This window comes from Mesorhizobium sp. B2-3-13, from assembly GCF_006442195.1.
GTDB lineage: Bacteria > Pseudomonadota > Alphaproteobacteria > Rhizobiales > Rhizobiaceae > Mesorhizobium > Mesorhizobium salmacidum.
This window is the reverse complement of sequence record NZ_VFVQ01000021.1, coordinates 1-25,270: the sequence shown is the minus strand read 5'-3', so window position 1 is coordinate 25,270 and position 25,270 is coordinate 1. Positions and strand designations below refer to the sequence as shown.

General features: G+C 63.0%; 22 protein-coding genes and 1 pseudogene. 12 read left to right on the top strand and 11 right to left on the bottom strand.

Annotated elements, in window-relative coordinates:
- Positions 1-59: 59 nt before the first annotated feature.
- Positions 60-452: a DUF305 domain-containing protein gene (locus FJ941_RS22885; RefSeq protein ID WP_140509121.1), complete on the bottom strand. Its 393-nt coding sequence runs from the start codon at positions 450-452 to the stop codon at positions 60-62.
- 43 nt (positions 453-495) lie between these two features.
- The gene (locus tag FJ941_RS22880) at positions 496-3,003 is read right to left on the bottom strand and encodes a heavy metal translocating P-type ATPase (protein ID WP_140509119.1); all 2,508 of its coding nucleotides are present in this window, start codon (positions 3,001-3,003) and stop codon (positions 496-498) included.
- A gap of 199 nt (positions 3,004-3,202) precedes the next feature.
- Here FJ941_RS22880 and FJ941_RS22875 point away from each other — a divergent pair, with 199 nt between their 5' ends.
- The 4 genes from FJ941_RS22875 to murJ all read left to right on the top strand — a co-directional run bounded on the left by FJ941_RS22875 (position 3,203) and on the right by murJ (position 9,307).
- The gene (locus FJ941_RS22875; protein ID WP_246673937.1) at positions 3,203-3,634 is read left to right on the top strand and encodes a glycosyltransferase family 25 protein; all 432 of its coding nucleotides are present in this window, start codon (positions 3,203-3,205) and stop codon (positions 3,632-3,634) included.
- A gap of 333 nt (positions 3,635-3,967) precedes the next feature.
- Entirely contained in the window at positions 3,968-4,771 is an 804-nt protein-coding gene (locus FJ941_RS22870) for a glycosyltransferase family 25 protein (protein WP_140509117.1), read from the top strand.
- Between the two features lie 89 nt (positions 4,772-4,860).
- Entirely contained in the window at positions 4,861-7,662 is a 2,802-nt protein-coding gene (locus FJ941_RS22865; protein ID WP_140509115.1) for a [protein-PII] uridylyltransferase, read from the top strand.
- 46 nt (positions 7,663-7,708) lie between these two features.
- On the top strand, positions 7,709-9,307 hold the full coding sequence (gene murJ / locus FJ941_RS22860; RefSeq protein WP_140509113.1) for a murein biosynthesis integral membrane protein MurJ: 1,599 nt from the start codon (positions 7,709-7,711) through the stop codon (positions 9,305-9,307).
- Here murJ and FJ941_RS22855 read toward each other — a convergent pair.
- On the bottom strand, positions 9,282-9,686 hold the full coding sequence (locus FJ941_RS22855; protein ID WP_140509111.1) for a type II toxin-antitoxin system VapC family toxin: 405 nt from the start codon (positions 9,684-9,686) through the stop codon (positions 9,282-9,284). The genes murJ and FJ941_RS22855 overlap by 26 nt on opposite strands.
- Entirely contained in the window at positions 9,686-9,931 is a 246-nt protein-coding gene (locus FJ941_RS22850) for a type II toxin-antitoxin system VapB family antitoxin (protein ID WP_140509110.1), read from the bottom strand. The genes FJ941_RS22855 and FJ941_RS22850 overlap by 1 nt, the downstream gene beginning before the upstream one ends.
- A 232-nt stretch (positions 9,932-10,163) precedes the next feature.
- On the opposite strand from FJ941_RS22850, the gene trpS reads away from it, so the two are divergent.
- The 3 genes from trpS to FJ941_RS22835 all read left to right on the top strand — a co-directional run bounded on the left by trpS (position 10,164) and on the right by FJ941_RS22835 (position 12,557).
- Entirely contained in the window at positions 10,164-11,231 is a 1,068-nt protein-coding gene (gene trpS / locus FJ941_RS22845; RefSeq protein ID WP_140509108.1) for a tryptophan--tRNA ligase, read from the top strand.
- 118 nt (positions 11,232-11,349) lie between these two features.
- Positions 11,350-11,841, top strand: a complete 492-nt coding sequence (locus tag FJ941_RS22840) for a universal stress protein (RefSeq protein WP_010913128.1) — start codon at positions 11,350-11,352, stop codon at positions 11,839-11,841.
- A 146-nt stretch (positions 11,842-11,987) separates the two neighbouring features.
- Complete coding sequence (locus tag FJ941_RS22835) at positions 11,988-12,557, top strand: NifU family protein (protein ID WP_140509106.1); 570 nt, start codon at positions 11,988-11,990, stop codon at positions 12,555-12,557.
- Between the two features lie 156 nt (positions 12,558-12,713).
- Here the strand turns inward: FJ941_RS22835 and FJ941_RS22830 are convergent, their stop codons facing one another.
- The gene (locus FJ941_RS22830; protein ID WP_027142903.1) at positions 12,714-13,331 is read right to left on the bottom strand and encodes a L,D-transpeptidase; all 618 of its coding nucleotides are present in this window, start codon (positions 13,329-13,331) and stop codon (positions 12,714-12,716) included.
- A 224-nt stretch (positions 13,332-13,555) separates the two neighbouring features.
- On the opposite strand from FJ941_RS22830, the gene cueR reads away from it, so the two are divergent.
- Positions 13,556-13,945 carry a Cu(I)-responsive transcriptional regulator gene (cueR, locus tag FJ941_RS22825; protein WP_140509104.1) on the top strand — a complete coding sequence of 130 codons (390 nt, stop codon included), beginning with the start codon at positions 13,556-13,558 and terminating at the stop codon, positions 13,943-13,945.
- 240 nt (positions 13,946-14,185) lie between these two features.
- Positions 14,186-14,656, top strand: coding sequence for a nucleoside deaminase (locus FJ941_RS22820; RefSeq protein WP_140509102.1), 471 nt, complete (start codon positions 14,186-14,188; stop codon positions 14,654-14,656).
- Positions 14,657-15,750: 1,094 nt separating this feature from the next.
- Here FJ941_RS22820 and FJ941_RS29070 read toward each other — a convergent pair.
- Positions 15,751-15,927: a hypothetical protein gene (locus tag FJ941_RS29070; protein ID WP_181165863.1), complete on the bottom strand. Its 177-nt coding sequence runs from the start codon at positions 15,925-15,927 to the stop codon at positions 15,751-15,753.
- 802 nt (positions 15,928-16,729) lie between these two features.
- Between FJ941_RS29070 and FJ941_RS22815 the strand changes: the two genes are divergently transcribed.
- Complete coding sequence (locus FJ941_RS22815; protein ID WP_181169926.1) at positions 16,730-17,230, top strand: MmcB family DNA repair protein; 501 nt, start codon at positions 16,730-16,732, stop codon at positions 17,228-17,230.
- Positions 17,231-17,283: 53 nt separating this feature from the next.
- Here the strand turns inward: FJ941_RS22815 and nhaA are convergent, their stop codons facing one another.
- From nhaA to FJ941_RS29755, 5 genes and pseudogenes are all read right to left on the bottom strand, one after another.
- Positions 17,284-18,480 (bottom strand): Na+/H+ antiporter NhaA, encoded by a 1,197-nt coding sequence (nhaA, locus tag FJ941_RS22810; protein WP_140509098.1) that lies wholly within the window; start codon positions 18,478-18,480, stop codon positions 17,284-17,286.
- A gap of 234 nt (positions 18,481-18,714) precedes the next feature.
- Entirely contained in the window at positions 18,715-19,278 is a 564-nt protein-coding gene (locus FJ941_RS22805) for an ActR/PrrA/RegA family redox response regulator transcription factor (RefSeq protein ID WP_015314185.1), read from the bottom strand.
- A 63-nt stretch (positions 19,279-19,341) separates the two neighbouring features.
- Positions 19,342-20,667: an ActS/PrrB/RegB family redox-sensitive histidine kinase gene (locus FJ941_RS22800; RefSeq protein WP_181165861.1), complete on the bottom strand. Its 1,326-nt coding sequence runs from the start codon at positions 20,665-20,667 to the stop codon at positions 19,342-19,344.
- A gap of 290 nt (positions 20,668-20,957) precedes the next feature.
- The gene (hrpB, locus tag FJ941_RS22795) at positions 20,958-23,420 is read right to left on the bottom strand and encodes an ATP-dependent helicase HrpB (RefSeq protein WP_140509094.1); all 2,463 of its coding nucleotides are present in this window, start codon (positions 23,418-23,420) and stop codon (positions 20,958-20,960) included.
- Positions 23,421-23,547: 127 nt separating this feature from the next.
- Positions 23,548-23,682: pseudogene (locus tag FJ941_RS29755) on the bottom strand (EamA/RhaT family transporter); the annotation flags it as partial.
- 16 nt (positions 23,683-23,698) lie between these two features.
- Here FJ941_RS29755 and FJ941_RS22785 point away from each other — a divergent pair.
- Both FJ941_RS22785 and FJ941_RS22780 read left to right on the top strand, forming a co-directional pair.
- Positions 23,699-24,388: a PIG-L deacetylase family protein gene (locus FJ941_RS22785; RefSeq protein ID WP_140509092.1), complete on the top strand. Its 690-nt coding sequence runs from the start codon at positions 23,699-23,701 to the stop codon at positions 24,386-24,388.
- A gap of 253 nt (positions 24,389-24,641) precedes the next feature.
- The coding region (locus tag FJ941_RS22780; protein ID WP_140509090.1) for an ABC transporter substrate-binding protein at positions 24,642-25,270 on the top strand (629 nt) is incomplete at its 3' end.

The window sequence follows — 25,270 nt, the reverse complement described above, 5'->3', positions numbered from 1 at the left end:
AGCCGCGACGAGACTCCGGAAGGAGTTCTCGCCGGGCCCTGCTTGGCGATGCCGGAAGCTTACTTCACCGGATGGGCGGCGAGCCAGTCCTGCATCTGCTTGATTTCGGCTTCCTGCGCGGCGATGACGCCTTCGGCGAGCTTGCGGATTTCCGGATCCTTGCCGTTGGCCAGCTCGACCTTGGCCATGTCGATCGCGCCCTGATGATGCGGAATCATGCCGCGGACAAAATCGACATCGGCATTGCCGGTATATTGCGAGGCCATCATGCCGGTATGCATCTTTTCCATAGCCGCCTTGTAGCCCGCCGTCGAAGGGCCTTCCGCCCCCATGGCCATGGCGCCCATGTCGTGCTTCATCTCTTCGCTCTGCGCCGGCACGCTTTCGAGGAAGACGGCAAGCAGCATTCCGGCGGCCATCAGCAGCAGCACGAGTTTTTTAGCCAAGGTCATTCATGGTCTCCTGTTGGTTGGGTTTGGTATCTGGGAGTTGATCTCAGAGTTTCAATGTTCTGAGCCGCAATGCGTTTGCGATCACCGAGACGGAGGACAGGCTCATCGCCGCCGCCGCCAGCATCGGCGACAAAAGCGTGCCGGTGAGCGGATAGAGCACGCCGGCGGCGACCGGCACGCCGAGCACATTGTAGAGGAAGGCGAAGAACAGGTTCTGCCGAATGTTACCGATGGTCGCCTGGGCCAGTGTACGGGCGCGGACGATGCCGTTCAGGTCGCCCTTGACCAAAGTGATGCCGGCACTCTCGACCGCGACATCGGCGCCCGTTCCCATGGCGATGCCGACATCGGCGGCGGCAAGCGCCGGCGCGTCGTTGACGCCGTCGCCGGCCATGGCAACGCCGGCACCCCTGCCGCGCAGTTCGTCGACGAGCGCTGCCTTCTGTTCCGGCAACAGACCTGCCCGAACCTCGTCGATGCCGAGACGTCCAGCGATCGCCTTGGCGGTGCGCTCATTGTCGCCGGTCGCCATGATGATCCTCAGCCCGCTGTCATGCAGCGCCTTGATCGCCTCGGCCGTGGTCGCCTTGACCGGGTCGGCGACGGCGACGATGCCGGCCAGCTTGCCGTCGACAGCGACGAGCATTACCGTCTTGCCGTCGCCCTGCAAGGCTTCCACGCTGGCCAGGACCCCGGAAACGTCTATGGCGAGATCGGCCATCATCGCGGCATTGCCGAGCGCGACCTTCTTGGCCGACACCGTGCCGGAAACGCCCTTGCCGGTAATCGCCTCGAAGCTGCCGGCCTCGGCGATCTTCACGCCGCGCTGGCCGGCTCCGTCGACGATGGCCTCGGCCAGCGGATGTTCCGACCCTTTTTCCAGGGTCGCGGCGCATCTCAGCAATTCGTCCTCGGAAAAGCCGCTGACAGCCACGACATCGGTCAATTTCGGCCGGCCCTCGGTCAGCGTGCCGGTCTTGTCGACGATCAGCGTGTCGACGGAGGCGAAGCGCTCGAGCGCGGCGGCTTCCTTGATCAGCACGCCGGCATGCGCGCCGCGCCCGGTGGCGGTCATGATGGACATGGGTGTAGCAAGACCCAGCGCACAGGGACAGGCGATGATCAGCACCGAAACCGCCGAGACGATGGCGAAGATCAGGCTGGGGTCGGGGCCGAAGATCGCCCAGGCGACGAATGCGACAATCGCGACCAGGACGACGGTCGGGACAAAGTAGAAGGAAACGCGGTCGGCCAGGCCCTGGATCGGGGCGCGCGAGCGCTGTGCCTTGGCGACCAATTCGACGATGCGCGACAGCGTCGTCTCGGCGCCGATCCGTTCGGCGCGCATGATCAGCGAGCCGTTCTTGTTGAGTGTGCCGCCGGTCAAGGCATCGCCTTGGGCTTTCTCGACCGGCAAGGGTTCGCCTGTGATCATCGATTCGTCGATGGAGGAGCGGCCTTCGAGTACCGTGCCGTCGACCGGCACGGCATCGCCGGGCCTGATGCGCAGGCGCTCGCCGGCCTTGACCTCGTCCAGCCCTACATCGATCTCGGCGCCGTCCTCGGCGACTCGCCGCGCGGTCTTCGGCGCGAGGTCAAGCAGAGCTCGGATCGCCGATCCGGTCTTTTCGCGGGCGCGCAGTTCCAGCACCTGGCCGAGGAAGACCAGCGCCACGATGACTGCGGCTGCCTCGAAATAAACCGGCACCGCACCGCCATGGCCGCGAAACTGATGCGGAAAGATGTCCGGGAAGAGCGTGGCGGCGACGCTGTAGAGATAGGCGGCGCCGACGCCGAGCGAAATCAGCGTCCACATGTTGGGGCTGCGGTTGAGGATCGAGTCCCAGCCGCGATGGAAAAACGGGAAGGCGGCCCAGAGCACCACCGGGCTCGCCAGGACCAGTTCGATCCAGACCTTTGCGCGATCCTCGACCAGGCCCTCCAGCGACAGGCCTACCATCGGCGCCATGGCGATGATCAGCAGCGGGAGCGACAGCACCGCGCTCACCCAGAGCCGCCTGGTGAAATCAACCAGTTCGGGATTTGGCCCTTCATCGCCGGTTGGCACGCCCGTTGGCTCGAGCGCCATGCCGCAGATCGGGCAGGAGCCGGGCTTGTCGCGGATGATCTGCGGATGCATCGGGCAGGTGTATTGCGTGCCCTTGGGCACCGGCGCCGGCGCCGGCCTGCCGCCGAGATAGGTTTGCGGCGCCGCCTCGAACTTCGCCTTGCAGCCGGCGGAGCAGAAATAAAAGCCTTGGCCTTCATGGCGGACAAAATGTTTCGCCGTCGCGCGGTCGACGCTCATGCCACAGACAGGGTCGGTCGCCGTCAGGTAGCTTTCCGGCTCGGCCTGAAACTTCGAACGGCAGCGCTCGCTGCAGAAATGATAGAGGCGGCCGCCATGCTCGAATGTCGGTTTGCCGGCGGCCGGATCCACGGTCATGCCGCAGACCGGGTCGCGCAGAACCGCATCCGAGGCGGCGCCTTTCGGCGCGCAACAGCCGCCATGCGAGCCGTGCGTGTGATGATCGTGATCTGAATGCGTCATTCTAAAATGCCTTGATTGTCACTGCTTCAAAACCCGAGGTAGTGCTTCCAGTAACTGGAAGGTCAAGGGCCGTTTTGGTTTTCCGCATTTCAAGCCCCGTGAAATCGATCGACCCCCTGCACAAAGGCCGAGCTCGTGCTAAAACTTTTCTTGCTAATATTCTCCGCATCCCATTCATCCCGCTAGATTTCGGTCGACAATGAAGTGCCTGGTCATAAATCTCCATCGGTCCCCGGACCGACTTGCTCACTTAAGTGCAGAGTTCGCCCGGATTGGCACCGCGTTCCAACGCGTTGCGGCGATCGGTGCACGCAGCCACCCCGAACTCGGGCAGCAACCGCAACATCCGATGTATGCCCCCCGGCGTTTGTTGGGCAGCGAGATTGCTTGCCTGCACAGCCACCGCCTCTTGGGCGATCTTGCGCGCAGGACCAGTTCGTTGGCGACCGATTGCCAAGCTTGCTCGCCCGAGAGCGGGACGCCACAGGGAACCGCGAATGGGCTTGTCGCAAAATGCAGGAAGCCAATCGCCGAAAGAATCACGGTGGAAGGCGGACGAACCTTGCAGTGGATCGTCGAATTCTGCAGAGGTCGGCGACACATTATCGTCCCGGCGCCTAAGCTTGCCTGACGGCCGACAGGTCCACATCCTACGGCACAGGAATGCGCTTGGGCGTCGCGGGAAGAAAGCCAGCCGGCACCGCGGCGGAAATCCCCAACACTCCTCAAGGTAAGTATAGGCCTCAGTGTTGCTTGGACCGGCCCATGCGGCGAGCGGAGGCAGAAATTGAAACCCACGCCTCCCCTAAAAATCCACAGTGATGTCGGCCAATTGAGGGGCAAATAGCCCTATTGTCCTTTCGTTTGATTACAACGCAAAACCTTTCGCAAGAAAATAGGAGACGCCGGCTCCACATGTGCTATAGAGCCTGCCATCCCAAGAAAAAATAAGTTTTGTTGAAGAATGAAGCGCCTGGTCATCAACCTCGATCGATCTCCCGACCGGCTTGCCCATACGACGGCGGAGTTTGCGCGCATCGGCCTCGGATTCGAGCGGGTTGCCGCAATCGATGCAAGGGACCATCCGGAGCTCATGCTGCAGCGCCAGCATCCACTGTATGCGGTGCGGCGCCTGTCCGGCAGCGAGATCGCATGCCTGCACAGCCATCGCGCCTGCTGGACCATTATCGCGCAAGACGACGCGCCCTATGGCGCCGTCTTCGAGGACGACATGGTGTTTTCCGCGAAAGCCGGTGCGCTGCTTGCCGATACTAGCTGGATTCCGGCCGATGCCGATGTCGTCAAGCTCGAGACATTCTTCCACACAACCGTGATCCAGAGGGAGAGGTTTTCCGTCGGCGGCGGTTTTTCGCTGTTCAGGCTCCGCAAGAACCACATCGGAACTGGCGGTTACCTGCTCTCCCGGCAAATGGCACGTGCCCTTCTCGAGGCGACCGCCGACGTCAACGTGGCGGTGGACAGTCTCATCTTCGACCCTGCGTTCGCTACGTCGAGCGGCAAGACGATCTACCAGCTGGTCCCGGCGCTCTGTGCGCAGGAGCAGTTCGTGGGCAACAGGTTGCCGAGCCTGGTTGAACCGGGACGGGAGGCCGAGTGGGTCGCAAGCGGGCTCGCGGGCGGACACAGGATGCCGGCTCTCGCGCGGATACGCAGGGAGACCCGACGGGCAGCGCGGCAGATCACCGATCTCTGCAGGCTGCGGCGGCAGATTGTCGTACCGCTCGCTCCAGTCGAGGCAAACGACTAGAGCGTTTGTCGGATCGACAGCAGGCCCATACCCAGCGCCACGAAAACACGCTATAGACGCCGCCCAAAAGGCAGGGCCAACCGGTATCCATGGCGAAAATTTCCCTGAAGCTCGATGAATTGATCGACGGCGACGCTTTGCGCCGCGAGATGACCGCGCTGACCGCGACCAGTGCCGGCGACGGTTCCAGCCAGGCCATCCGTGCTGCCGTTCTTCAGCTTCTCAAGGGGCGCCTCGCCGAGGGCCGCAAGACAGCCGAGGCCATGCTGAGGCAAGATGGCGGCGGCAACGCTTGCGCCGAACGGCTGTCGCACCTGATGGACGAGCTGATCTGTGCGCTCTACGACTTTGCCGCGACGCATGTATACCGAGTGAAGAACCGGTCCTCGGCCGAACGCATGGCGGTCGTTGCCGTCGGAGGCTATGGCCGCGGCACGCTGGCGCCGGGATCCGACATCGACCTCCTGTTCCTGCTGCCCTACAAGCAGACGCCGTGGGGCGAACAAACAGTCGAGTACATGCTCTACATGCTGTGGGACATGGGGCTGAAGGTCGGCCATGCCACCCGCAACATCGATGAGTGCCTCAGGCTGTCGCGCACCGACATCACCATCCGCACCTCGATCCTGGAAGCCCGTTTCCTGTGGGGCGAGCGCAAACTCTATGACGAGCTGATGCTGCGCTTCGACCATGAGGTGGTGCGCACGACCGGCCCGGAATATGTGCAGGCCAAGCTCGCCGAACGCGACGAGCGCCATGCCAAGGCCGGCGAAAGCCGCTATCTGGTCGAACCCAACGTCAAGGACGGCAAGGGTGGGTTGCGCGATCTGCAGACGCTGTTCTGGATCGGCAAGTATTTTTACCGCGTGCGCACCGGCGAGGAACTGGTCGAGAAAGGCGTCTTTACCGAGGCCGAGTATCGTGAGTTTCAGAAGGCCGAGGATTTCCTGTGGGCGGTGCGCTGCCACATGCATTTCCTCATGGGGAAGGCCGAGGAGCGGCTGCATTTCGACATCCAGCGCGAGATCGCCGAACGGCTCGGCTATACGACCCATCCCGGCCTGTCGGCTGTCGAACGCTTCATGAAGCACTATTTCCTCGTCGCCAAGGATGTCGGCGACCTGACCCGCATCTTCTGCGCCGCGCTGGAGGAAGAGCAGGCCAAGCACGTTCCCGGCTTCAACCGCATCTTCCTCACCTTCCAGCGCCGTAAGCGCAAGCTTGCCGGCACGTCCGACTTCATCGTCGACAACCATCGCATCAACATCGCCGACGACGGCGTCTTCGAGCGCGACCCGGTCAATCTTCTCAGGCTGTTCTGGTTCGCCGACAAGCACGGGCTGGAATTCCATCCCGATGCGCTGAAACTGCTCACTCGTTCGCTCGGCCTGGTCAACAAGTCGCTCAGGCGCGACGAGGAAGCCAACCGGCTGTTCCTCGATATACTGACCTCGGACCGCAACGCCGAACTCAACCTGCGGCGCATGAACGAGGCGGGGCTGCTGGGCCGGCTGATCCCGGATTTCGGCAAGATCGTCGCCATGATGCAGTTCTCGATGTACCACCACTACACGATCGACGAGCACCTGATCCGCTGCATCGGCGTGCTGGCCGAGATCGAGCGCGGCGACGGCGAGAAGGTGCATCCGCTGTCGCATTCGCTGATGCCGGGCCTGAAGAAGAGCCGCGAGGCGCTCTATGTCGCCGTGCTGCTGCACGATATCGCCAAGGGCAGGCCTGAAGACCATTCCGAGGCCGGCGCCAGGATCGCGAGGCGGATCTGCCCGCATATGGGGCTTTCGCCGGCCGATACGGAAACCGTCGCCTGGCTGGTCGAGAACCACCTCGTCATGTCGATGACGGCGCAGACCCGCGACCTCAACGACCGCAAGACGATCGAGGACTTCGCCTCGATCGTGCAGTCGGTCGAGCGGCTGAAGATGCTGTTGATCCTGACCGTCTGCGACATCAGGGGCGTCGGACCGGGCGTGTGGAATGGCTGGAAGGGCCAGTTGCTGCGTACGCTCTACTACGAGACCGAACTGCTGCTGACCGGCGGCTTTTCGGAAGTCTCGCGCGCCCAACGCACGGCGGCAGCGCGCGAACGCCTGGCGGAGGCGCTCGCCGACTGGCCCGACAAGGCGCGCAAGCGCTATGTCAGGCTGCATTATGAAAACTATCTCCTGACCGTGGACCTGCCGGACCAGCTCCGCCACGCCGAATTCATTCGCGAGACGGACGCGGCTGGCAATAAGCTCGCCACCATGGTCAAGACCCATCAGTTCGAGGCGGTAACCGAAATCACCGTGCTGGCGCAGGACCATCCTCGTCTTCTCTCGGTCATTGCCGGGGCATGCGCCGGGGCCGGCGGCAACATCGTCGACGCGCAGATCTTCACGACGTCGGACGGCCGCGCTCTGGACACGATCCTGATATCGAGGGAGTTCGATCGCGACGAGGACGAGCGCCGGCGCGCCGAGCGCGTCGGCCGGCTGATCGAGGACGTGCTGTCGGGCAAGAGCTGGCTGCCGGAGATGATCGAGAAACGCACCAAGCCAAGGCGCGGATCCAAGGTGTTCAAGATCCCGCCGCGCGCCGAAATCCGCAACGCGCTGTCGAACCGGTTTTCGGTCATCGAGGTCGAGGGGCTCGACCGCCCTGGCCTTTTGTCGGAGATCACCGGGACGCTGTCCGACCTGTCGCTCGACATTGCCTCGGCGCATATCACCACTTTCGGCGAGAAGGTCATCGACACCTTCTACGTCACCGACCTCACCGGCCAGAAGATCGACAACCCAGCCCGCATCGCCACTATCCGCAACCGGCTGATCGCGACGCTCGAAGGCATCGTGCCGGAACGCGGCGGCAGGTCCAAGGCAGCCGCCGAGTGACGGCCATCATCCCCTTCTCCCAGTCCCACAGGTAGTTTGCGAACGCATGAGTCTCGTCAAGAAATTTGCTACCGTCGCTTCCGGCACGTTGATGAGCCGTGCGCTCGGTTTCGGCCGCGAGATGCTGATGGCAGCCGCACTCGGCACCGGACCGGTCGCGGACGCCTTCAACGCCGCCTTCCAGTTTCCCAACACGTTTCGCCGGCTGTTCGCGGAGGGCGCTTTCAATGCCGCCTTCGTGCCGCTGTTCGCCAAGGAGATCGAGACGCACGGCACCGACGGCGCCAAGCGTTTCTCGGAAGAGGTGCTCGGTGTCCTGTTCACCGCGCTCCTGGCGCTGACCGTTGCCATGGAACTGGCGATGCCGCTGATCGTGCGCTATCTGGTGGCGCCGGGCTTTGCCGATACGCCGGGCAAGTTCGAGACGACCGTCACGCTTGCGACGATCATGTTCCCGTATCTGATCTGCATGTCGCTCGCAGCCATGATGGCGGGCATGCTGAACTCACTGCGGCGCTATTTCGCGGCGGCGATCGCGCCGGCTTTCCTCAACATCATCCTGATTAGCGTGCTTGGCTACGCCTGGTACCATGGACTGGATGCACATGCTGTCGGCTTCGCCCTGTCCTGGGGCGTGCTGGCGGCGGGCGTGGTGCAGCTTGCCATCGTCTGGGTGGCGGTGCGCAATGCCGGCATCTCGATCGGCTTCCGCCGGCCGAAGATGACGCCGAACGTGAAGCGGCTCCTGATCCTGGCGCTGCCGGCGGCGATCACCGGCGGCATCACCCAAATCAACCAGCTGATCGGAACGGCCATCGCCTCGGCGCAGGACAGTGCCGTCTCCTCGCTGGCCTATGCCGACCGCGTCTACCAGTTGCCGCTCGGTGTCGTCGGCGTCGCGGTGGCGATCGTGCTGTTGCCCGAACTGTCGCGGGCGCTGAAGTCAGGCAACCTGATCGAGGCCGCCAATCTGCAGAACCGCTCCGTCGAATTCACCCTGTTCATGACCTTGCCGGCGGCGGCGGCACTCTGGGTCATGTCAGAACCGATCGTACGGCTGGTCTATGAGCGCGGCGCGTTCGCCGCCAACCATTCAACGCCTGTCGTGGCGGCGATCCTGGCGATCTTCGGTCTCGGCCTGCCGGCCTTCGTGCTGATCAAGGCCTTCACCCCAGGCTATTTCGCCCGCGAAGACACGCGCACGCCGATGATCTTCGCCGCAATCTCCGTGGCGGTGAATGTCGCCACGGCGCTGACGCTGTTCCCGAGGATGGGCGCACCCGGTATTGCCGTGGCTTCGGCCGTCGCCGGCTGGGTCAACGCGCTGATGCTGCTTGCCGTGCTGATCCGGCGCGGCCATTGGGGCCGCGACGTGCCGCTCCTGAAGCGCATTCCGCGGCTGGTGCTGTCGGCGGTGGTAATGGGGGTCGCCCTCTATTTCGCCGAGCATTATTTCGCCGTCAGGCTCGGACCCGGCTCGCCGCTGGTCATCAAGGCGACGACGGTACTCGCGCTGGTGGCGGGCGGAGCTACGCTCTATTTCGTCACCGCGTTCCTCACCGGCGGTGCCGATTTCAGTATGATCCGGCGCAATGTCGGGCGCAGGGGATCGCCAGCGACTAAGGAACAGTCTCCAGATCCGTAAGCCGGAATTCGTCTGCCGTCGAAAGTATCGAAACGGCGTAGTAGCGCGCGCAAGCGTAGTGGAAACAGTCCGCCAAATTCAGGCGAATGGCGTTGTTGCGAAACCGCGACGCAGCCTCGATGGACAATGACGTTGCCTCGGAGGCAGGCGGAAGCTCCCGCAAGGCTATAGCTCGCTCTTCAAGAAAACGACTGACTATCCTCAGGCTTACTTCGACGGGCACTGCCAATTTTTCTGATCGCGAAAGCGCCATCGAGGCTTCCCAGACGGCGATCGCCGACGTGAAAGGAGCCGGCGCCTCCATGATCGCTTGCGAGCAGCGTGGAGCTTCGGCCTCTTGGCTCAGCATCGCGACGATAGCGGCTGCGTCGACGAACATCAGTCTTCGCCGGACAATTCGTCGTAGACCGAGCGCGGCAGCGGATTGCGTGCCTGCTCGCTCAGCTCGATCCCGAATTCGGCACGGAGTCGTGCAGCCGTCTCAAGAGGTGTCTCTCGGTTACGCCGACGCTCCAGGGCTTCGCGCATGGCGATGACGATCGCCTCAGTGAGGCCGACTCCCTCGACCTTGGCGAAGGCGCGCGTCAAGCTGTCCGCCTCCTTGTTGTTGATGTTGATGGTCATCGCAGTACCTACATTCATTTGTATAGTTATTGATACGTAGCACACTACAAAAATGAATCAACATGGTCGCAGAGCGATCTCACGCCTCTTGATCCTCTTCCCACTCTCGTCCATAAGCGCGCCGTCGCAAGGCTTTCGCCGCGCGCGGTTTCCAGCCGCGTGATTGGCTCCGAAAAGTCTGCAACTTTTCGGAATCACGCTTATACGGCCCTCCACAAGCCATGAGGAAACCATGTCCGCCTTCAAGCCACTCGTCTTCTCCGGTGTCCAGCCGACCGGCAATCTGCATCTCGGCAACTATCTCGGCGCCATCAAGAAATTCGTCGCCCTGCAGGATACGTCCGACTGCATCTATTGCGTCGTCGACCTGCATTCGCTGACCGCCCAGCTCGTCTATGACGATCTTGCCGACCAGACGCGGTCGATCACCGCGGCGTTCCTCGCCTCCGGCATCGATCCGAAGAAGCACATCGTCTTCAACCAGTCGCGGGTGATGCAGCATGCGGAGCTTGCCTGGATCTTCAATTGCGTCGCGCGCATCGGCTGGATGAACAAGATGACGCAGTTCAAGGACAAGGCTGGCAAGGACCGCGAGAATGCCTCGCTGGGCCTGCTCGCCTATCCCTCGCTGATGGCGGCCGACATCCTGCTCTACCGCGCCACCCACGTGCCGGTGGGCGAGGACCAGAAGCAGCACCTGGAACTGACCCGCGACATCGCCCAGAAATTCAACAACGATTTCTCCGCCCGCATTGCCGGTCTTGGCGTCGGCGTCGAGATGCAGGTCGGTGAGGAGACGGTGAACGGCTTCTTCCCGATCACCGAACCGGTCATCGGCGGGCCGGCGGCGCGCATCATGAGCCTGCGCGATGGATCGAAGAAAATGTCGAAGTCCGACCCATCGGACCTGTCGCGCATCAACCTGACCGACGATGCTGACACCATCTCGAAAAAAATCCGCAAGGCCAAGACCGACCCGGAGGCCCTGCCGAGCGAGGTCGACGGGCTGGAAAGCCGGCCCGAGGCGGAGAACCTGGTCGGCATCTATGCGGGTCTCGCGGAGATGTCGAAGGCCGATGTGCTGAAGCAATTCGGCGGCCAGCAATTCTCCGTCTTCAAGCCGGCGCTGGCCGATCTCGCGGTGGAGAAGCTGGCGCCGATCGCCGGCGAGATGCGCCGCATCCAGGGCGACCGGGCCTATGTCGACGCCGTGCTCAGGGACGGCGGCGAACGCGCCGGCGTGCTTGCCGAGACGACAATGAAGACGGTGCGCGACATTGTCGGGCTGCTGCAGGGCTGAGCCCGATCGTCAACGCGCCGCCTCATACCGGCCAAGACATACTGGCCTGCGGCCGACGGCTTGCCGCCGGCCTGCCGCAGTGGCAGATTGCGGCCGAAAAGTTACCGAGTAGGTAGACATGGTCTCCAAACGTCTCAGCCGCGAAGCCGGTCATCGCAGGAAATTCCTGACGATCATCGATGACACGCCGGAATGCGAACGCGCCGTCGCCTACGCCTCGAAGCGGGCGCAGAGCACCAGCGGCACGCTGGTGCTGCTCTATGTCATCGTACCGGACGATTTCCAGCACTGGCTGGGCGTCGAGAAGATCATGCGCGAGGAGGCGAACGCCACGGCGCGCGCGGCGCTCGACGGCTACGCCAATAAGGTGCGCCAGAAGCTCGGCATCGAACCGGAGATGGTCGTGCGCGAAGGCAAGCCTACGGAAGAGATCCATAAACTGATCGAGGAAGACCAGGATATCGCCATCTTGGTGCTGGCGGCCGGCGCCGGCAAGGAAGGTCCCGGACCGCTGGTCGGTGCCGTGGCCGGCAAGGGTGCGGCCTTTCCGATCCCGGTGACCGTGGTGCCGCAGAACCTGTCGGATGAGGAGATCGACAGCCTCGCCTGAGGCCCGCCCGGGATCCAGTTCCCCAGCCGGCAAAAACATTCCGCCAGCCAGCCGTTCCGGCGACGCGTTTCGCTTGAATGTCCAGCCGATAGAGCCTATTTAGAACTATTCCAAACTAGTTGCCCAAAACGGGCATGGAGACGGCTATGTTCATCCAGACCGAGTCGACGCCCAATCCGGCGACGCTGAAATTCCTGCCCGGCAAGGAAGTGCTGCTCGAAGGTACCGCCGATTTCCGCGATGCCGACAGTGCGGCGACGGCCTCGCCGCTGGCTGGCCGGCTGTTCGAAATCCCCGGCGTCACCGGCGTGTTCTTCGGCTATGATTTCATCACCGTGTCCAAGGACGGCCCGGACTGGCAGCACCTGAAGCCGGCAATCCTCGGCGCCATCATGGAGCACTTCATGTCCGGCGCGCCTGTCATGGCCAAGGCGGGCCCCGCCGCCGAGACCAGCCAGACGGGCGAATTCTACGCCAAGGCCGACGAGGAGCTCGTCATCACCATCAAGGAGTTGCTCGACACGCGCGTGCGCCCGGCGGTCGCCCAGGACGGCGGCGACATCACCTTCCGCGGCTTCGAGAACGGCACCGTGTTCCTGCACATGAAAGGCGCCTGCGCCGGTTGCCCGTCGTCGACGGCGACGCTGAAGCACGGCATCCAGAACCTGCTTCGCCATTTCGTGCCGGAAGTGCAGCAGGTCGAACAGGTCTCCTAACCGCCAGTTCCCTGCCGACAGACAACAAAAAACCGGGCCGAATTGCCCGGTTTTCTGTTTGGGACGTCCGTTGTTGCCTAGACGGTCCGCGTATGAAAGGCGACTTCCAGTTTAACCACGATGTGCCGAAAAAGCGGGGCTTTCCGGCATCATGGCCTAAAGAACGATGACCTTGGCGCCGACCTCGGCGCGGTCGTAGAGGTCGATGACATCCTGGTTCATCAGCCGGATGCAGCCCGACGACATCGCCTTGCCGATCGAGTTCCATTCGGGGCTGCCGTGCAGGCGGTAGCCCATGTCACCGCCCTTGTTGAACAGGTACATGGCGCGCGCGCCAAGCGGGTTCTTCAGGCCCGGATCCATGCCGCCGGCGAACTTGGCGAGTTCGGGCTGGCGCTTGATCATCTGCGAGGGCGGTGTCCAGGTCGGCCATTCGCGCTTGATGGCGATATGGGCGGTGCCGTGCCATTCAAAGCCTTCGCGGCCGACGCCGATACCGTAGCGGATGGCCCGGCCGCCGCCCTCGACGAAGTACAGGAACTTGTTCTGCGTATCGACGATGATGGTGCCCGGCTTTTCCTTGGTGTCGTAGTTGACTTCCTGGCGATGGTACTTCGAAGGCACTTTCTCGATCGGGATCCGCGGCAGCTGGTAACCGGCATCGGTCACCGCGCCGTAGTCGTTGGAGAAGATCTGCCCGCCGATGGTGCTGCAACCGGCAATAGCGGTGGACAGCGCCAGTGCGGCGATTATTGCAAGCGACTTCATGCGCATGTGGTGATCCGGTGCCCCGCCTAAACCAGAGCGGCACGAGTCGGCCGCTTTCTCATCATCATTCATGCTGGCATTTGCTTTGCTTGCCAAGCACACGATGCCTATATGCGGGGACTTACATGCTGGTATGCGTATCACTATGGCATTTCGGCAACATACCTCGCCGGATTGTCAAGGAAATTCAATGGGCCTGAATCGCAGGCCCGCAAAATCGAGGACCCGCCATGAATGTCGGCGACGCCGCCCACCGCTCAGGCCTGCCGGCCAAGACCATCCGCTACTACGAGGAAATCGGCCTGATCGCGCCCGCGCGCGCCGCCAATGGCTACCGCGACTATTCGGGCGACGACATCCATCGGCTGGCCTTCCTGCGCCGCGCGCGCAATCTCGGCTTTTCCATAGACGATTGCCGCCAGCTGATGGCGCTCTACAGGGATCGTGGCCGCGCCAGCCAGGACGTGCGCGCGATCGCTGCCGCCCATGTGATGGCCATCGAGGAGAAGGTGCGCGAGCTGCAATCGATGCGCTCGACGCTGCAGAAGCTCGTTCACGCCTGCCATGGCGACGAGCGGCCGGACTGCCCGATCCTGGATGATATGGCGGGGGCGGCGTGAGTCAGCGACAAACCCCATCGCAGGAGCGATAGACCTCGTATTGAGGAAGGTGGCCTGGGCGAAAGCGGCGAAAGACGGCAAACCAGATGACAGCCCGCATCTTCGAAAGCCCCGTCTTGCCCCTGTGATTGTCGACGGTGCGAGTGGCCTTTGCACACTTCCGTGAAGGCCGCCAGCATTGGTTCGTGTAGTATGTTGCACGCTCTAATATGAACGTAACGTATAAGCCGGAGAGAGCGCATGACCCGCGACCAGATGCTCGCCTACCTTCGCGCCGCCGATGCGGTCGCTCGCGAGGCTGCCGCGCACGGCCATCATCCGTTCGGTGCCGTGCTGGTCGGCCCCGACGACGCGATCCTCATGCGCCAAGGCAATATCGATACCATTCATCACGCCGAGACCGAACTTGCACGGCGCGCGGCGGCAGCCTATTCGCCTGAGTTTCTGTGGACATGCACGCTGGTCTCAACCGGCGAGCCCTGTGCGATGTGCACCGGAACGCTCTACTGGGCGAATATCGGCCGGCTGGTCTATGGCTTCGAGGAGATCGAGCTTCTCGCGCTGACTAGCGACCATCCCGAAAACCCGACGATGAACCTGTCCTCGCGCGTTGTGCTCGGCTCTGGACAGAAGAAGATCGAGGTTCACGGCCCCTTCCCCGAAATTGCGGACGAGCTGGTCTCGGTGCACCGTGGCTTCTGGCAGCGGTAGTGGTTCTTCGGGTTTGCTGGGTTGCCGGTCTGTCCTGAATGTCTTCCAATTTCGCTTTTGGTTTGGCTACCAGATAATCGCCGCCTAAAAGCCTATAGTTGATAGACCGATGGCGAATTGAGGACGTGCTGATATGGTGCGCGTCATGGATCAGAGGATTTTAGGCTATGGACGCGGAGGGGCGGTTGGCGTCTTTCTCGGCCATATCGTGTACATGATTTTCAACGGTGACGATCCGCGCAGCATCATAGAAAGTGCCGCAATGTCTGCCGTGGTCGGAGTATTATCGTTCTGCTTGTCGAAGGTGATTTTAAGCGGCGGGGAACTAGGCACCCCTAACCTTGCGTCATCGCCCCCCACACTATCCCAAAGCGAGGAGGATGGCTCACAGCGTCTCCTCCTTGCCTTGATACGAAGGGTGCGCCAACCCAGCCCTGTTCAAACCCAATAAAAAGCCCGCCACAGACGCCTGAGAAACCGTCGCAGCCGCAGATCGACAAGTTTAGAGAAGCCGCGCGCGAACTGAAAGCCGACCAGTCCGACGCAGCCTTGGAGGCTATCGTAAAGAAGATCGCGCATGCACTGAAGCTGACCCAGGAACAGATAAAGGAACTGGTGCGTCGGAAGCGGGATCAAGGCGAAGATTAGACGGCTATTCACCCTTTCTTCACCATATCAGCACATGCTCATAAGCGGACATGCTGATGTAGCTCGTACGTGTCGAAAGCCCCGGTGCAGGCCCAAGCGCCGGGGCTTTTTCAGATAGCTCCCGATGGCTCCGGGAAATAGCGTCCTTCAGAAGATTCCCATGACAACTAGGATGATCCCAATCGCCGCAAGGGCCATGACGAGGATCATGGCCATCTCGAAGGCGTGACCGAAATTGTCAGTCATCAGGCACCACGCACAAAGGACAACAGCCCGGCCTGCTCATCGTGTGACACAGGATCCCGCAGGCCGGGCCGTACGCCGGCTTTTGAGGGCACGAGCCGGTGAAGCTTGAGCATGTTCCTAAGCGGACCTGTTCGCAATGGCATGTCCGAATGCGTACAAAATTCCGGTCTTATCCAGCAAACGGACCAAACAGCCTTCGGCTACTTTTTCGCCAGCAAGAGAGCTTCGCGCACCAGCGATGGCAAACTGCCAACGCCAAGCAAATCGATAAGCTCGCGTGCTTGGCTGAGGGTGATTCCGGTTTTGTCGACAAGCCAGTTGGCGTGCTTGTCCTTGGCGGTTTGGATCAGCATTTTCGTTTCATCGAGTTCGTGCATGGCAAATGCTCCATGGCGAAACCGAAACGTATCCCTAGTGAAAGTAGCTCGCAAGCCGCGTAGGTGAAATCGTACAAATCAGACAAATCGGCCTCGCGGCCCGGCGCTTAAACGAGGATGGGTCTGTCAAATATACAATCGCCTTCTAAAAGGCGGTTGTATATTTGACAGACCCAATGACAGAAAGCCCTTGCCGGGTTCAATCCGACTGGATTGAACCCGTCCCCGGCGGCGCGAAGAAGCACGTCCATCTGAACCGGTAATAGGCCTCAAATTTCAAGTGAGGAATGATCGTCCGGTAAAACGTCATCAATCGCTCGCAGATATGGTATTGATCATCAGGCGAAGTCTGGACGCGTTCTCGGGGGATAAACCACTCCGGTTCCTGGGGCTCATTCAAGTAAGCCGGGCGCGGCATCCTGACGAAATAACCGTCTTTCGTCATCCTGACGTAGTCGGAACTGATCGGGTGGCAATCTTTGTTTCCGCAGCAGTTATAGTGAAGGACGGGATCAGTCTTGCCTGTATACCAATCGTGAGCGTCTGCATCGCCGGGCAGAATGAGCCATGCCAATGCAATGTGTCTTAGCGACTGTCTCATGGAACTAGCCCCTCACCATTTGCCTATAGCATATTAGTGAGCGCTAATCAAAGTGGTGAAGCCGACCGGCTTGTCGACAAGTCAGGCGGCGCTATCCAGCCGTAGCCTGTGGAAACCGGTATCACGTCGCTTTAAATTAGCCAGCCTTAATAAGAATCGAACGGGTTCAAACCGTGAACAAAATCTGGCATGGTGCCTGCCATGCCAATCATCTCCCCGATTCCCCTGAACCCTCTGATCGACGGCCGCCAGTCCGAGCGCGCCATGCTGGTGCGGCGTGGCGTGCAGCGGCTGCTGATGCAAATGGGCGCCCATGTGTTGCCTGAACTGTCGCTGGCCACCGGCCGCCGCGCCGACCTCGTGGCGCTGACGCGGCAGGGCGAAATCTGGATCATCGAGATCAAATCCTCGATCGAGGATTTTCGCGTTGACCGCAAGTGGCCGGACTATCGCCTGCATTCCGACCGTTTTTTCTTTGCCACCCATCCGGGCGTGCCGGCCGAAATCTTTCCCGAGGAATGCGGCTTCATTCTCTCCGACGGATATGGCGCCGAAATCCTGCGCGATGCGCCGGAGCATCACATGGCGGCGGCAACGCGCAAGGCGCTGATGCTGCGTATCGCGCGTGCGGGTGCTTCGCGGCTTCTGGCGGCGGAACTCGCGGGGGTCGCGGTGCCGGCACTGGAGGGGGAGAGCGAGTAATCGCGGCCCTGAAATTGACGCCCGCAACTGTCAGATGCTCCAGCCCGGAACTGCTACTCCTCCGTCCCTTCCACTCCACTCGCAGCCGGCGCCATCAGCAGGACCGCGGCGCCGAGCAGCGCGGCGATGAAGGAACCGGCGAGAATGCCGACCTTGACCGCGTCCTGCAGCGCCACGTCGCTGGCGAAGGCGAGCAGGCCTATGAACAGGCTCATGGTGAAGCCGATGCCGCACAGCAGCGAGATGCCGATCATGTGCGACCAGCCGGCATGGGCCGGCAGATCGGCGAGGCCGAAGCGGATGGCGAGCGCGGAGGAGCCGAACACGCCGACCAACTTGCCGACGACGAGACCGGCCGCGACGCCCAGCGTCAGCGGCTCGATCAAGGCGCCGAAACTCAGGCCGGCAAGCGAAACGCCGGCATTGGCAAAGCCGAAGATCGGGACGACGATGAACGCCACCAGCTTGTGCAGGCCATGCTCGAGCCGGTGCAGCGGCGAACGGTCGAGATCGTGGCCGATCCCGGCGGAGCGTTCGAGCGGAATGGTGAGCGCAAGTGCTACGCCGGCCAGCGTGGCATGGACGCCGGACTTCAGCACTAGCACCCACAGGATGGCGCCAAGCATGAGATAAGGCACCAGGCTCATCACCCGCATGCGGTTGAGCACGACAAGCACGGCAATGACGACGAAGGCCGCGCCGAGGTAGGCCAGCGACAGACCGCTGGTGTAGAAGATGGCGATGATGATGACGGCGCCGAGGTCGTCGATGATGGCAAGCGCGGTCAGGAAGACCTTCAGCGAGGCCGGCACGCGGCTGCCGAGCAGCGACAGCACGCCGAGGGCGAAGGCGATGTCGGTGGCGGTCGGGATCGCCCAGCCGGACAGTGCGGCCGGATTGCTGCCGTTGATGGCGACATAGACCAGAGCCGGCACCACCATGCCGCCGGCCGCGGCGATGCCAGGCAGCATCCTGCGCGGCCAGGTCGAGAGCTGGCCATCCAGCATCTCGCGCTTGATCTCCAGCCCGACGAGCAGGAAGAACACCGCCATCAGCCCGTCATTGACCCAGTGCGAGACACTGAGCGGGCCGATATAGGCGTGGAGAACGGCGAAATAGGTTTCGGCAAGCGGCGAATTGGCGACGATCAGGGCAAGGGCCGCCGCCACCATCAGGATAATGCCGCCAGCCGCCTCGCTGTCCAGGAACTCGCGGAAGACGGAAACCGGCCGTTGCTTCAAATCCTGCATTTTGCCTCCGTTACCTAGCCTGGCAGCCAACGTTGTTTGCAATGATGGCAGGTGCCGTTGACGATGCAAGGCGCCTTAGTTTCGTATGAGTTCACAGGCATATCGTATGCTTGGGAAATCGACCGACATCGCTTCGTCATCCACAGGCGTAGCAAGGAGCGTAGCGACGCGGCGCAGACCCGAGGATGACGAAGCTCGGGTGGCCTTACGCCAATTGCCCGGAGTCGACGTCTCTCAGCGCGGCGCGCGCTTGGCGAGGATCCGCTGCAGCGTGCGGCGATGCATGTTGAGCCGGCGCGCGGTCTCGGAGACATTGCGCTCGCACATCTCGTAGACGCGCTGGATATGCTCCCAGCGCACCCGGTCGGCCGACATCGGGTTTTCCGGTGGGGCGGCGCGCTCGCCGGTGGTGCGGGTCAGTGCCGCAAAGACATCGTCGGCATCGGCGGGCTTCGACAGATAGTCGACGGCGCCGAGTTTCACCGCAGTCACCGCGGTGGCGATGTTGCCGTAACCGGTCAGGATGATGGTGCGGGAATCCTCGCGCTTCTCGCGGATGGCGGCGACCACGTCGAGGCCATTGCCGTCGCCCAACCGCATATCGACCACCGCATAGGCGGGCGGATTGGCGCGGGCCTTGCCCACGGCCTCCTCGACGCTCTCCGCCGTCTCGACCACGAAACCCCTGGTTTCCATGGCACGGGCCAGACGGGTCAGGAACGGCTTGTCGTCATCGACGATCAGAAGCGAGGTATCCTCGCCTTCAACCATAGGCCCACTGTTTTCATCGCCTGTCATCGTCTCGAAAATTCCTGCTGCCTTATTTTTACGCAGATATAGTTTTGCGGGGCTATTGTCCAATTACGCAGTGTCAAACATCGTCGCCGGGGCCGTTTCCGGGTTCAGGAAAACGCTCCTCGGCCAGGAAATCCGCACCACGGCCCCTTCGCCGAGGCCGCTCGAATTGCGAAAATCGAGCGTGGCGCCAGACCGTTCGAGCAATGTTTTGGCGATGAACAGGCCGAGCCCGAGGCCGCCTCCGGCTTCATTGCCCTGGCGTGTCGACATATAGGGCTCGCCAATGCGGTCGATGATCTCGGGCGGAAAACCCGGGCCGTCATCGGTGATCGAGAAGGAGACCATCGCCTCGTCCCAGCTCCAGCGTATGGTGACGCTCTTGCGGGCGAAATCGACGGCGTTCTCGACCAGGTTGCCGAGGCCGTAGATGACACCCGGATTGCGCCGCCCGACCGGCTCCGGTCCGGTCCGCTCGCCCGGACGAAGCTTGATCGAGATGCCGAAGTCGCGATGTGGCGCGGTGACCTCCTCGACCAGCGAGGTCAGCGGCAGGCGGGACAGATGCGCCTCGCCTTCGGACGACAGGCTGGTCAGGCGCTTCAGGATTTCGCGGCAGCGCTCGCTCTGCGAGCGCAGCAGCTTCACGTCTTCCCCGTATTTCGGATCGGTGCCGAGCGCCTTCTCCATTTCCTTGACGACCAGCGTGATGGTGGCGAGGGGCGTGCCGAGTTCGTGCGCGGCGGCGGCGGCCAGGCCATCGAGCGCGGAAAGGTGCTGCTCGCGCTGCAGCACCAGTTCGGTGGCGGCGAGCGCGTTGGCCAGAAGCCGGGCTTCGGCGGCCACCCGGAAAGCGTACATGGCGGTGAAGGCGATGGACGACAGCACCGCCATCCACATGCCGGCGACATACACGAAGGGCATCGCCAGCGGCGCGTCCTCAGGCCAGGGCAGCGGCAGATGGCGGAAGACCAGCAAGGTCGCCGCTATCATCACCAGCCCGCCAAGGATGGCGGTGAGGCGAAGGGGCAGCGACGTTGCCGAAATGACGACGGGCACGGTCATCAGCAGCGAGAACGGATTGGTCAGGCCGCCGGTCATATAGAGCAGCCCGGCTAGCTGCAGGCTGTCGAAGATCAGGATGCCGAAGGCTGCGAACGGAGTGAGCCGGTGCGCGGCCGGAAACCGGAAGGCCAGAAACAGGTTCATCCAGGCCGAACAGGCGATCAGGGCAAAACACAGGCTGACCGGCAGCGGGAATTTCAGGCCGTAAGCGACGACGAGCACCGTCACGCTCTGTCCGACAATGGCCAGCCAGCGCAGCCGGATCAGCGTGTTGAGGCGCAGTCGCTGGCTCTGCTGGAAATCGGGCGTGTTCAGGATGTTGATCATGGCAATGGATTACAGCCGTGGGAGGAATAGCGCCAGTAGCGCTGTCAGCCCGAGCCCTCCCCAACTTCGTCATCCCTGGGCGAAGCAGGAGCGAAGCTCCGTCGCGGAGACCCTGGGATCCATGCCGTGACCTTAGCCGGAGCGTGCAACGGAGCAGAATTCTGCACCGTCGCAGCCTTGATGTCGCGGCATGGATCCTCGGGTCTACGCTGCGTCGCTACGCTCCTTGCTTCGCCCGTGGATGACGAAATGATGGGCGCCAATCGCCAAGGCGTGCGTTATCCCCAAGGCTAGGTCCCTCGCGGTTTGGCGCGGGCGGTGGCGGCGGCGAGTAGCGGGTTTTCCGGCCAGACATGTTTGGGATAGCGGCCGCGCATGTCGGCACGCACATCGGCCCAGGAGCCGCGCCAGAAGCCGGGCAGGTCGCGCGTCGTCTGGATGGGCCGGTGCGCCGGCGACAACAATTCGAGCCTCAAAGGCACGGTACCGTTGGCGATCGAAGGATGGCGGTCGAGGCCGAAAAGTTCCTGGACGCGGACCGCCAGCACCGGCCATTCGCCGTCGTAGCGGATCGGCACGTGGCTGCCCGACGGAGCGTCGAAATGGGTCGGCGCCAGCGTCTCGACCTTGCGCTGCAGGTCGTGCGGCACGAGCGACGCCAGCCCGGCCGGGACAGTGCCGGGGTCGATGGCGGCCAGGGATGCCGCACCGGACAGAAACGGCAGCAGCCAGTCGTCGAGGCGTCCGATGAGTGCTTCATCCGACATGTCCGGCCAGGGCGCGCCTAAGCCTTTGTACAGCCAGGACAGCCGCTGGCGCAGCGTCTGAGCCTCCTTGCTCCAGGTCAAAAGGGAAAGCCCATGCTCGCGCAAGGCCTCGATGATGGCGCGGTCGGCATCGGCGCCGGCCGGCGCCGGCAGCATGCGTTCGACGAGCGTGATGGCGGCGAGGCACTCGGTTTCGCGCACCCGCACGGCGCGGCGCTCGCGGTCGAAACTCGTCTGCCTGCGCGTTTCGATCTTGTTGCCAAGCGTCGACCGGATGTCCTCCTCGCCGATTGCCGCCGCCGCCGTGATGCGGGCATTCTGCGCCTTGCCCTGCAGGTCGGCGACGACCAGAAAGGGTTCACCCGCCAGCGGATCGGCGGCATCGAGCATGGCGCCGGAGCCATTGGCCAGCACGAAACGGCCGCGCTCGCCGCGCGCCTTGGCGACGCGGTCCGGCCAGGCATGGATGAGCAGGGTTCCGGTTGGAACAGCTCCGCTGGTCTTCGCACCGCCTGCCTGACTGGCCAGGCGCTCGGCAAGCTGGCGCGCCGACGCGGCACGCGGCGATTTCTCGCCGCGAAAGCGCATCAGCCGCCGTTCGAGGTCGGCACCGTCGCCGCCGAGGCCACGCTCGGTGAGCAGCACGGCAAGCATGGCTGCTTCCTGCGCCTGTCCGGCCTTCGCCGCCTCGGCGACCATATGCGCCAGCCGTACCGGCAGAGCGAGCTTGCGCATCGAAGCGCCCGCGTCCGTCAAGCGGCCTGCCTCGTCGATGGCATCGAGTGCGCGCAACAGCGCCCTTGCTTCTTTGAGCGCGGGAGCCGGCGGCGGATCGAGGAAAGCGAGCGTCCTGGGATCGGCGACACCGAAGGCGGCGCAGTCGAGCAGGAGGCCGGATAGGTCCGCCTCGAGGATTTCCGGCGGCGTGAAGGCGGGAAGTGCCGCCGTCTGCTCAGCCCGCCACAGCCGATTGGCGACGCCGGCCTGCGTACGGCCGGCGCGGCCGGCGCGCTGGTCGGCGGAAGCCTTGCTGACGCGCACTGTCTCCAGCCGTGTCAGGCCGCTGGCCGGCTCATAGCGTGGCAGCCGCGACAGACCGGAGTCGATGACGACGCGCACGCCGTCGATGGTGATGGAGGTTTCGGCGATCGAGGTCGCCAGCACCACCTTGCGGCGGCCCGCCGGCGCCGGCTTGATCGCCGCGTCCTGCGCCTTGCCGTCGAGCTGGCCATAGAGCGGGACGATATCGGTGTCGGCGCCGACCTTGCCGGCCAACCGCTCGGCGGTGCGCTCGATCTCGCGCTGGCCAGGCAGGAAGGCAAGCACGCTGCCGCTCTCGTCGGCAAGCGCGGAGCGGATTGCCTTGGCCATGGCATCCTCGATCGGCATCCCGGCCGGCCGTTCGTCGTAGCGGACATCGACCGGGAAGGCACGGCCCTCGCTTTCGATCACCGGCGCGCCCGACAGGAGTTTCGCGACCCGTGCGCCGTCGAGCGTTGCCGACATCACCAGCAGACGCAGATCCGGCCGCAGCGCGCCTTGTACATCGAGGGCGAGAGCGAGACCGAAATCGCCGTCGAGCGAGCGCTCGTGGAATTCGTCGAAAATGACGGCCGAAACGCCGGGCAGCTCAGGCTCGTCCAGAATCATGCGCGCAAGCACGCCCTCGGTGACGACCAGGATTTTCGTCCGCGCCGAGGTGCGGTTTTCCATACGCATGGCATAGCCCACCGTGGCGCCGGGCTCTTCCCCCAGTAATTCGGCCATGCGGCGCGCCGCGGCGCGGGCGGCAAGCCGGCGCGGTTCGAGCAATACGATCTTGCCCGCGCCCAGCCAGGGCGCATCGAGCAGCGCCAGCGGCACCAGCGTGGTCTTGCCGGCACCGGGCGGTGCCACCAGCACGGCGCTGTTGCCAAAGCCGAGCGTCTCGCTCAGCTCCGGCAGCACGGCGGATACCGGAAGCTCCGGCAAGGGTCTGGTCGTCATTGCGATCGCATATCAGCGGTCGCGGGCGCCGTGCAACTCGTGAAAGTCGCGCCGGTCAAAGCCGGGCTCGCGCAAACGGATTCCAACGCACCGTACCCAGCCGCGCTTCCTCGCGCACCAAGCAGCAGGCGAACAGCGTCGAGAAGAAGCCAATCTCGAACACCGTGAATTGGCCGCCCAGGCTCTTGATAACGGCATCGCTGCCCGAATAGCTTGCATAGGCGATCGGGGCGAGCAGGATTCCGTTCGGTACGTTTTTCATTTCCGGGGAGAGAAAGTTGAAAATACTGGCGCTCGGTGCGCATGCGGACGACATCGAGATCTTCATGTTCGGTACGATGGCCGCCTATGCCGCGCAAGGCGCGGAACTCAGTTTTGCCGTAGCCACCGATGGTGCCAGGGGCGGCAAGAGCGATCCCGCTGTCCTGGCTCGTGTCCGCCGTGAGGAAGCGATGGCCGCGGCCGCGCTGCTGGGGGCGGCGGTGCGCTTCCTCGATTTTCCCGACGGCGGGCTGGTGGCCGACGCCGCGCTGATCGATGCGCTGAAAACACTGATCGGCGAAATCGGGCCGGATCTTGTGATCACGCACGCGCCCAACGACTATCACGCCGACCATCGCGCGCTGTCGGACGGCGTGCGCATCGCTGCGTCGTTCGACGTCCCCGTGCTGCATGCCGACACGATGGGCGGCACCGGGTTCTCGCCGACCCACTATGTCGATGTTTCCTCTCATGCCGATATCAAGGCCAGGGCGATCCGCATGCATCAGTCGCAGGACCCCGATCGCTTCGTCGATATCGCGCTGACGCAGAACCTTTTTCGCTCGGGCCAATGCAATGGCGCGCAAGGCTCGCTGGCCGAAGCCTTCCGCTTCGAGCCGACGTTTCCATTCGGCGACATCCGCGCGCTGCTGCCGCCGGCGCCGCCGATCCGGACGGTGATGGTGAGCACCAAGCGGGTCGACTGACGTTTCGGACGCGTCCACAATCCGCGCTCATCCGACCGGGCCTTCGGCGCTTTTCCCAACGTTTTCAGAGACCGGCTTCAGCATGTTGCGGCGCAGCAACGAATTCGCTTGCCTTGTTTAGTAAAAATTGCATCACTAAACAAATTACTAAACATCCGCGGCGCAACGATGCCGCCATGTTTGGGCCTCTGAGGAGAGAGGTTGAGGTTCTTGAGACCGCCATCCGGGCGTGTTTCACAAATGGGAGGAAGGCATGAAATCGAGATTGAAACTGGCGTTGGGACTGACCTCGGCGATCGCAGCGTCGACAGCCGTCTCGAACGCCGCGCACGCTGAAGACCTGACGCTGTGCTGGGCCGCCTGGGACCCGGCCAACGCGCTTGTCGAACTGTCCAAGGATTTCACCAAGGAAACCGGCATCGGCATGAAATTCGAATTCGTGCCGTGGACCAACTATGCCGACCGTTTCCTCAATGAGCTGAACTCACACGGCAAGCTCTGCGACCTGATCATCGGCGACAGCCAGTGGATCGGCGGCGCGGCCGAGAACGGCCACTACGTCAAGCTGAACGAATTCTTCGACAAGGAGAAGATCAGCATGGACGACTTCGTGCCGGCGACCGTCGTCGGCTATTCGGAATGGCCGAAGAACACGCCCAATTACTGGGCGCTGCCGGCCATGGGCGACGTTGTCGGCTGGACCTACCGCAAGGATTGGTTCTCCAAGCCCGAGCTGCAGAAGGAGTTCAAGGAGAAGTATGGCTGGGACCTCGGCCCGCCTACGACCTTCGACCAGTTGAAGCAGATCGCCGAATTCTTCCAGAAGCGGCAGGTCGACGGCAAGACAGTCTATGGCGCCTCGATCTACACCGAGCGCGGTAC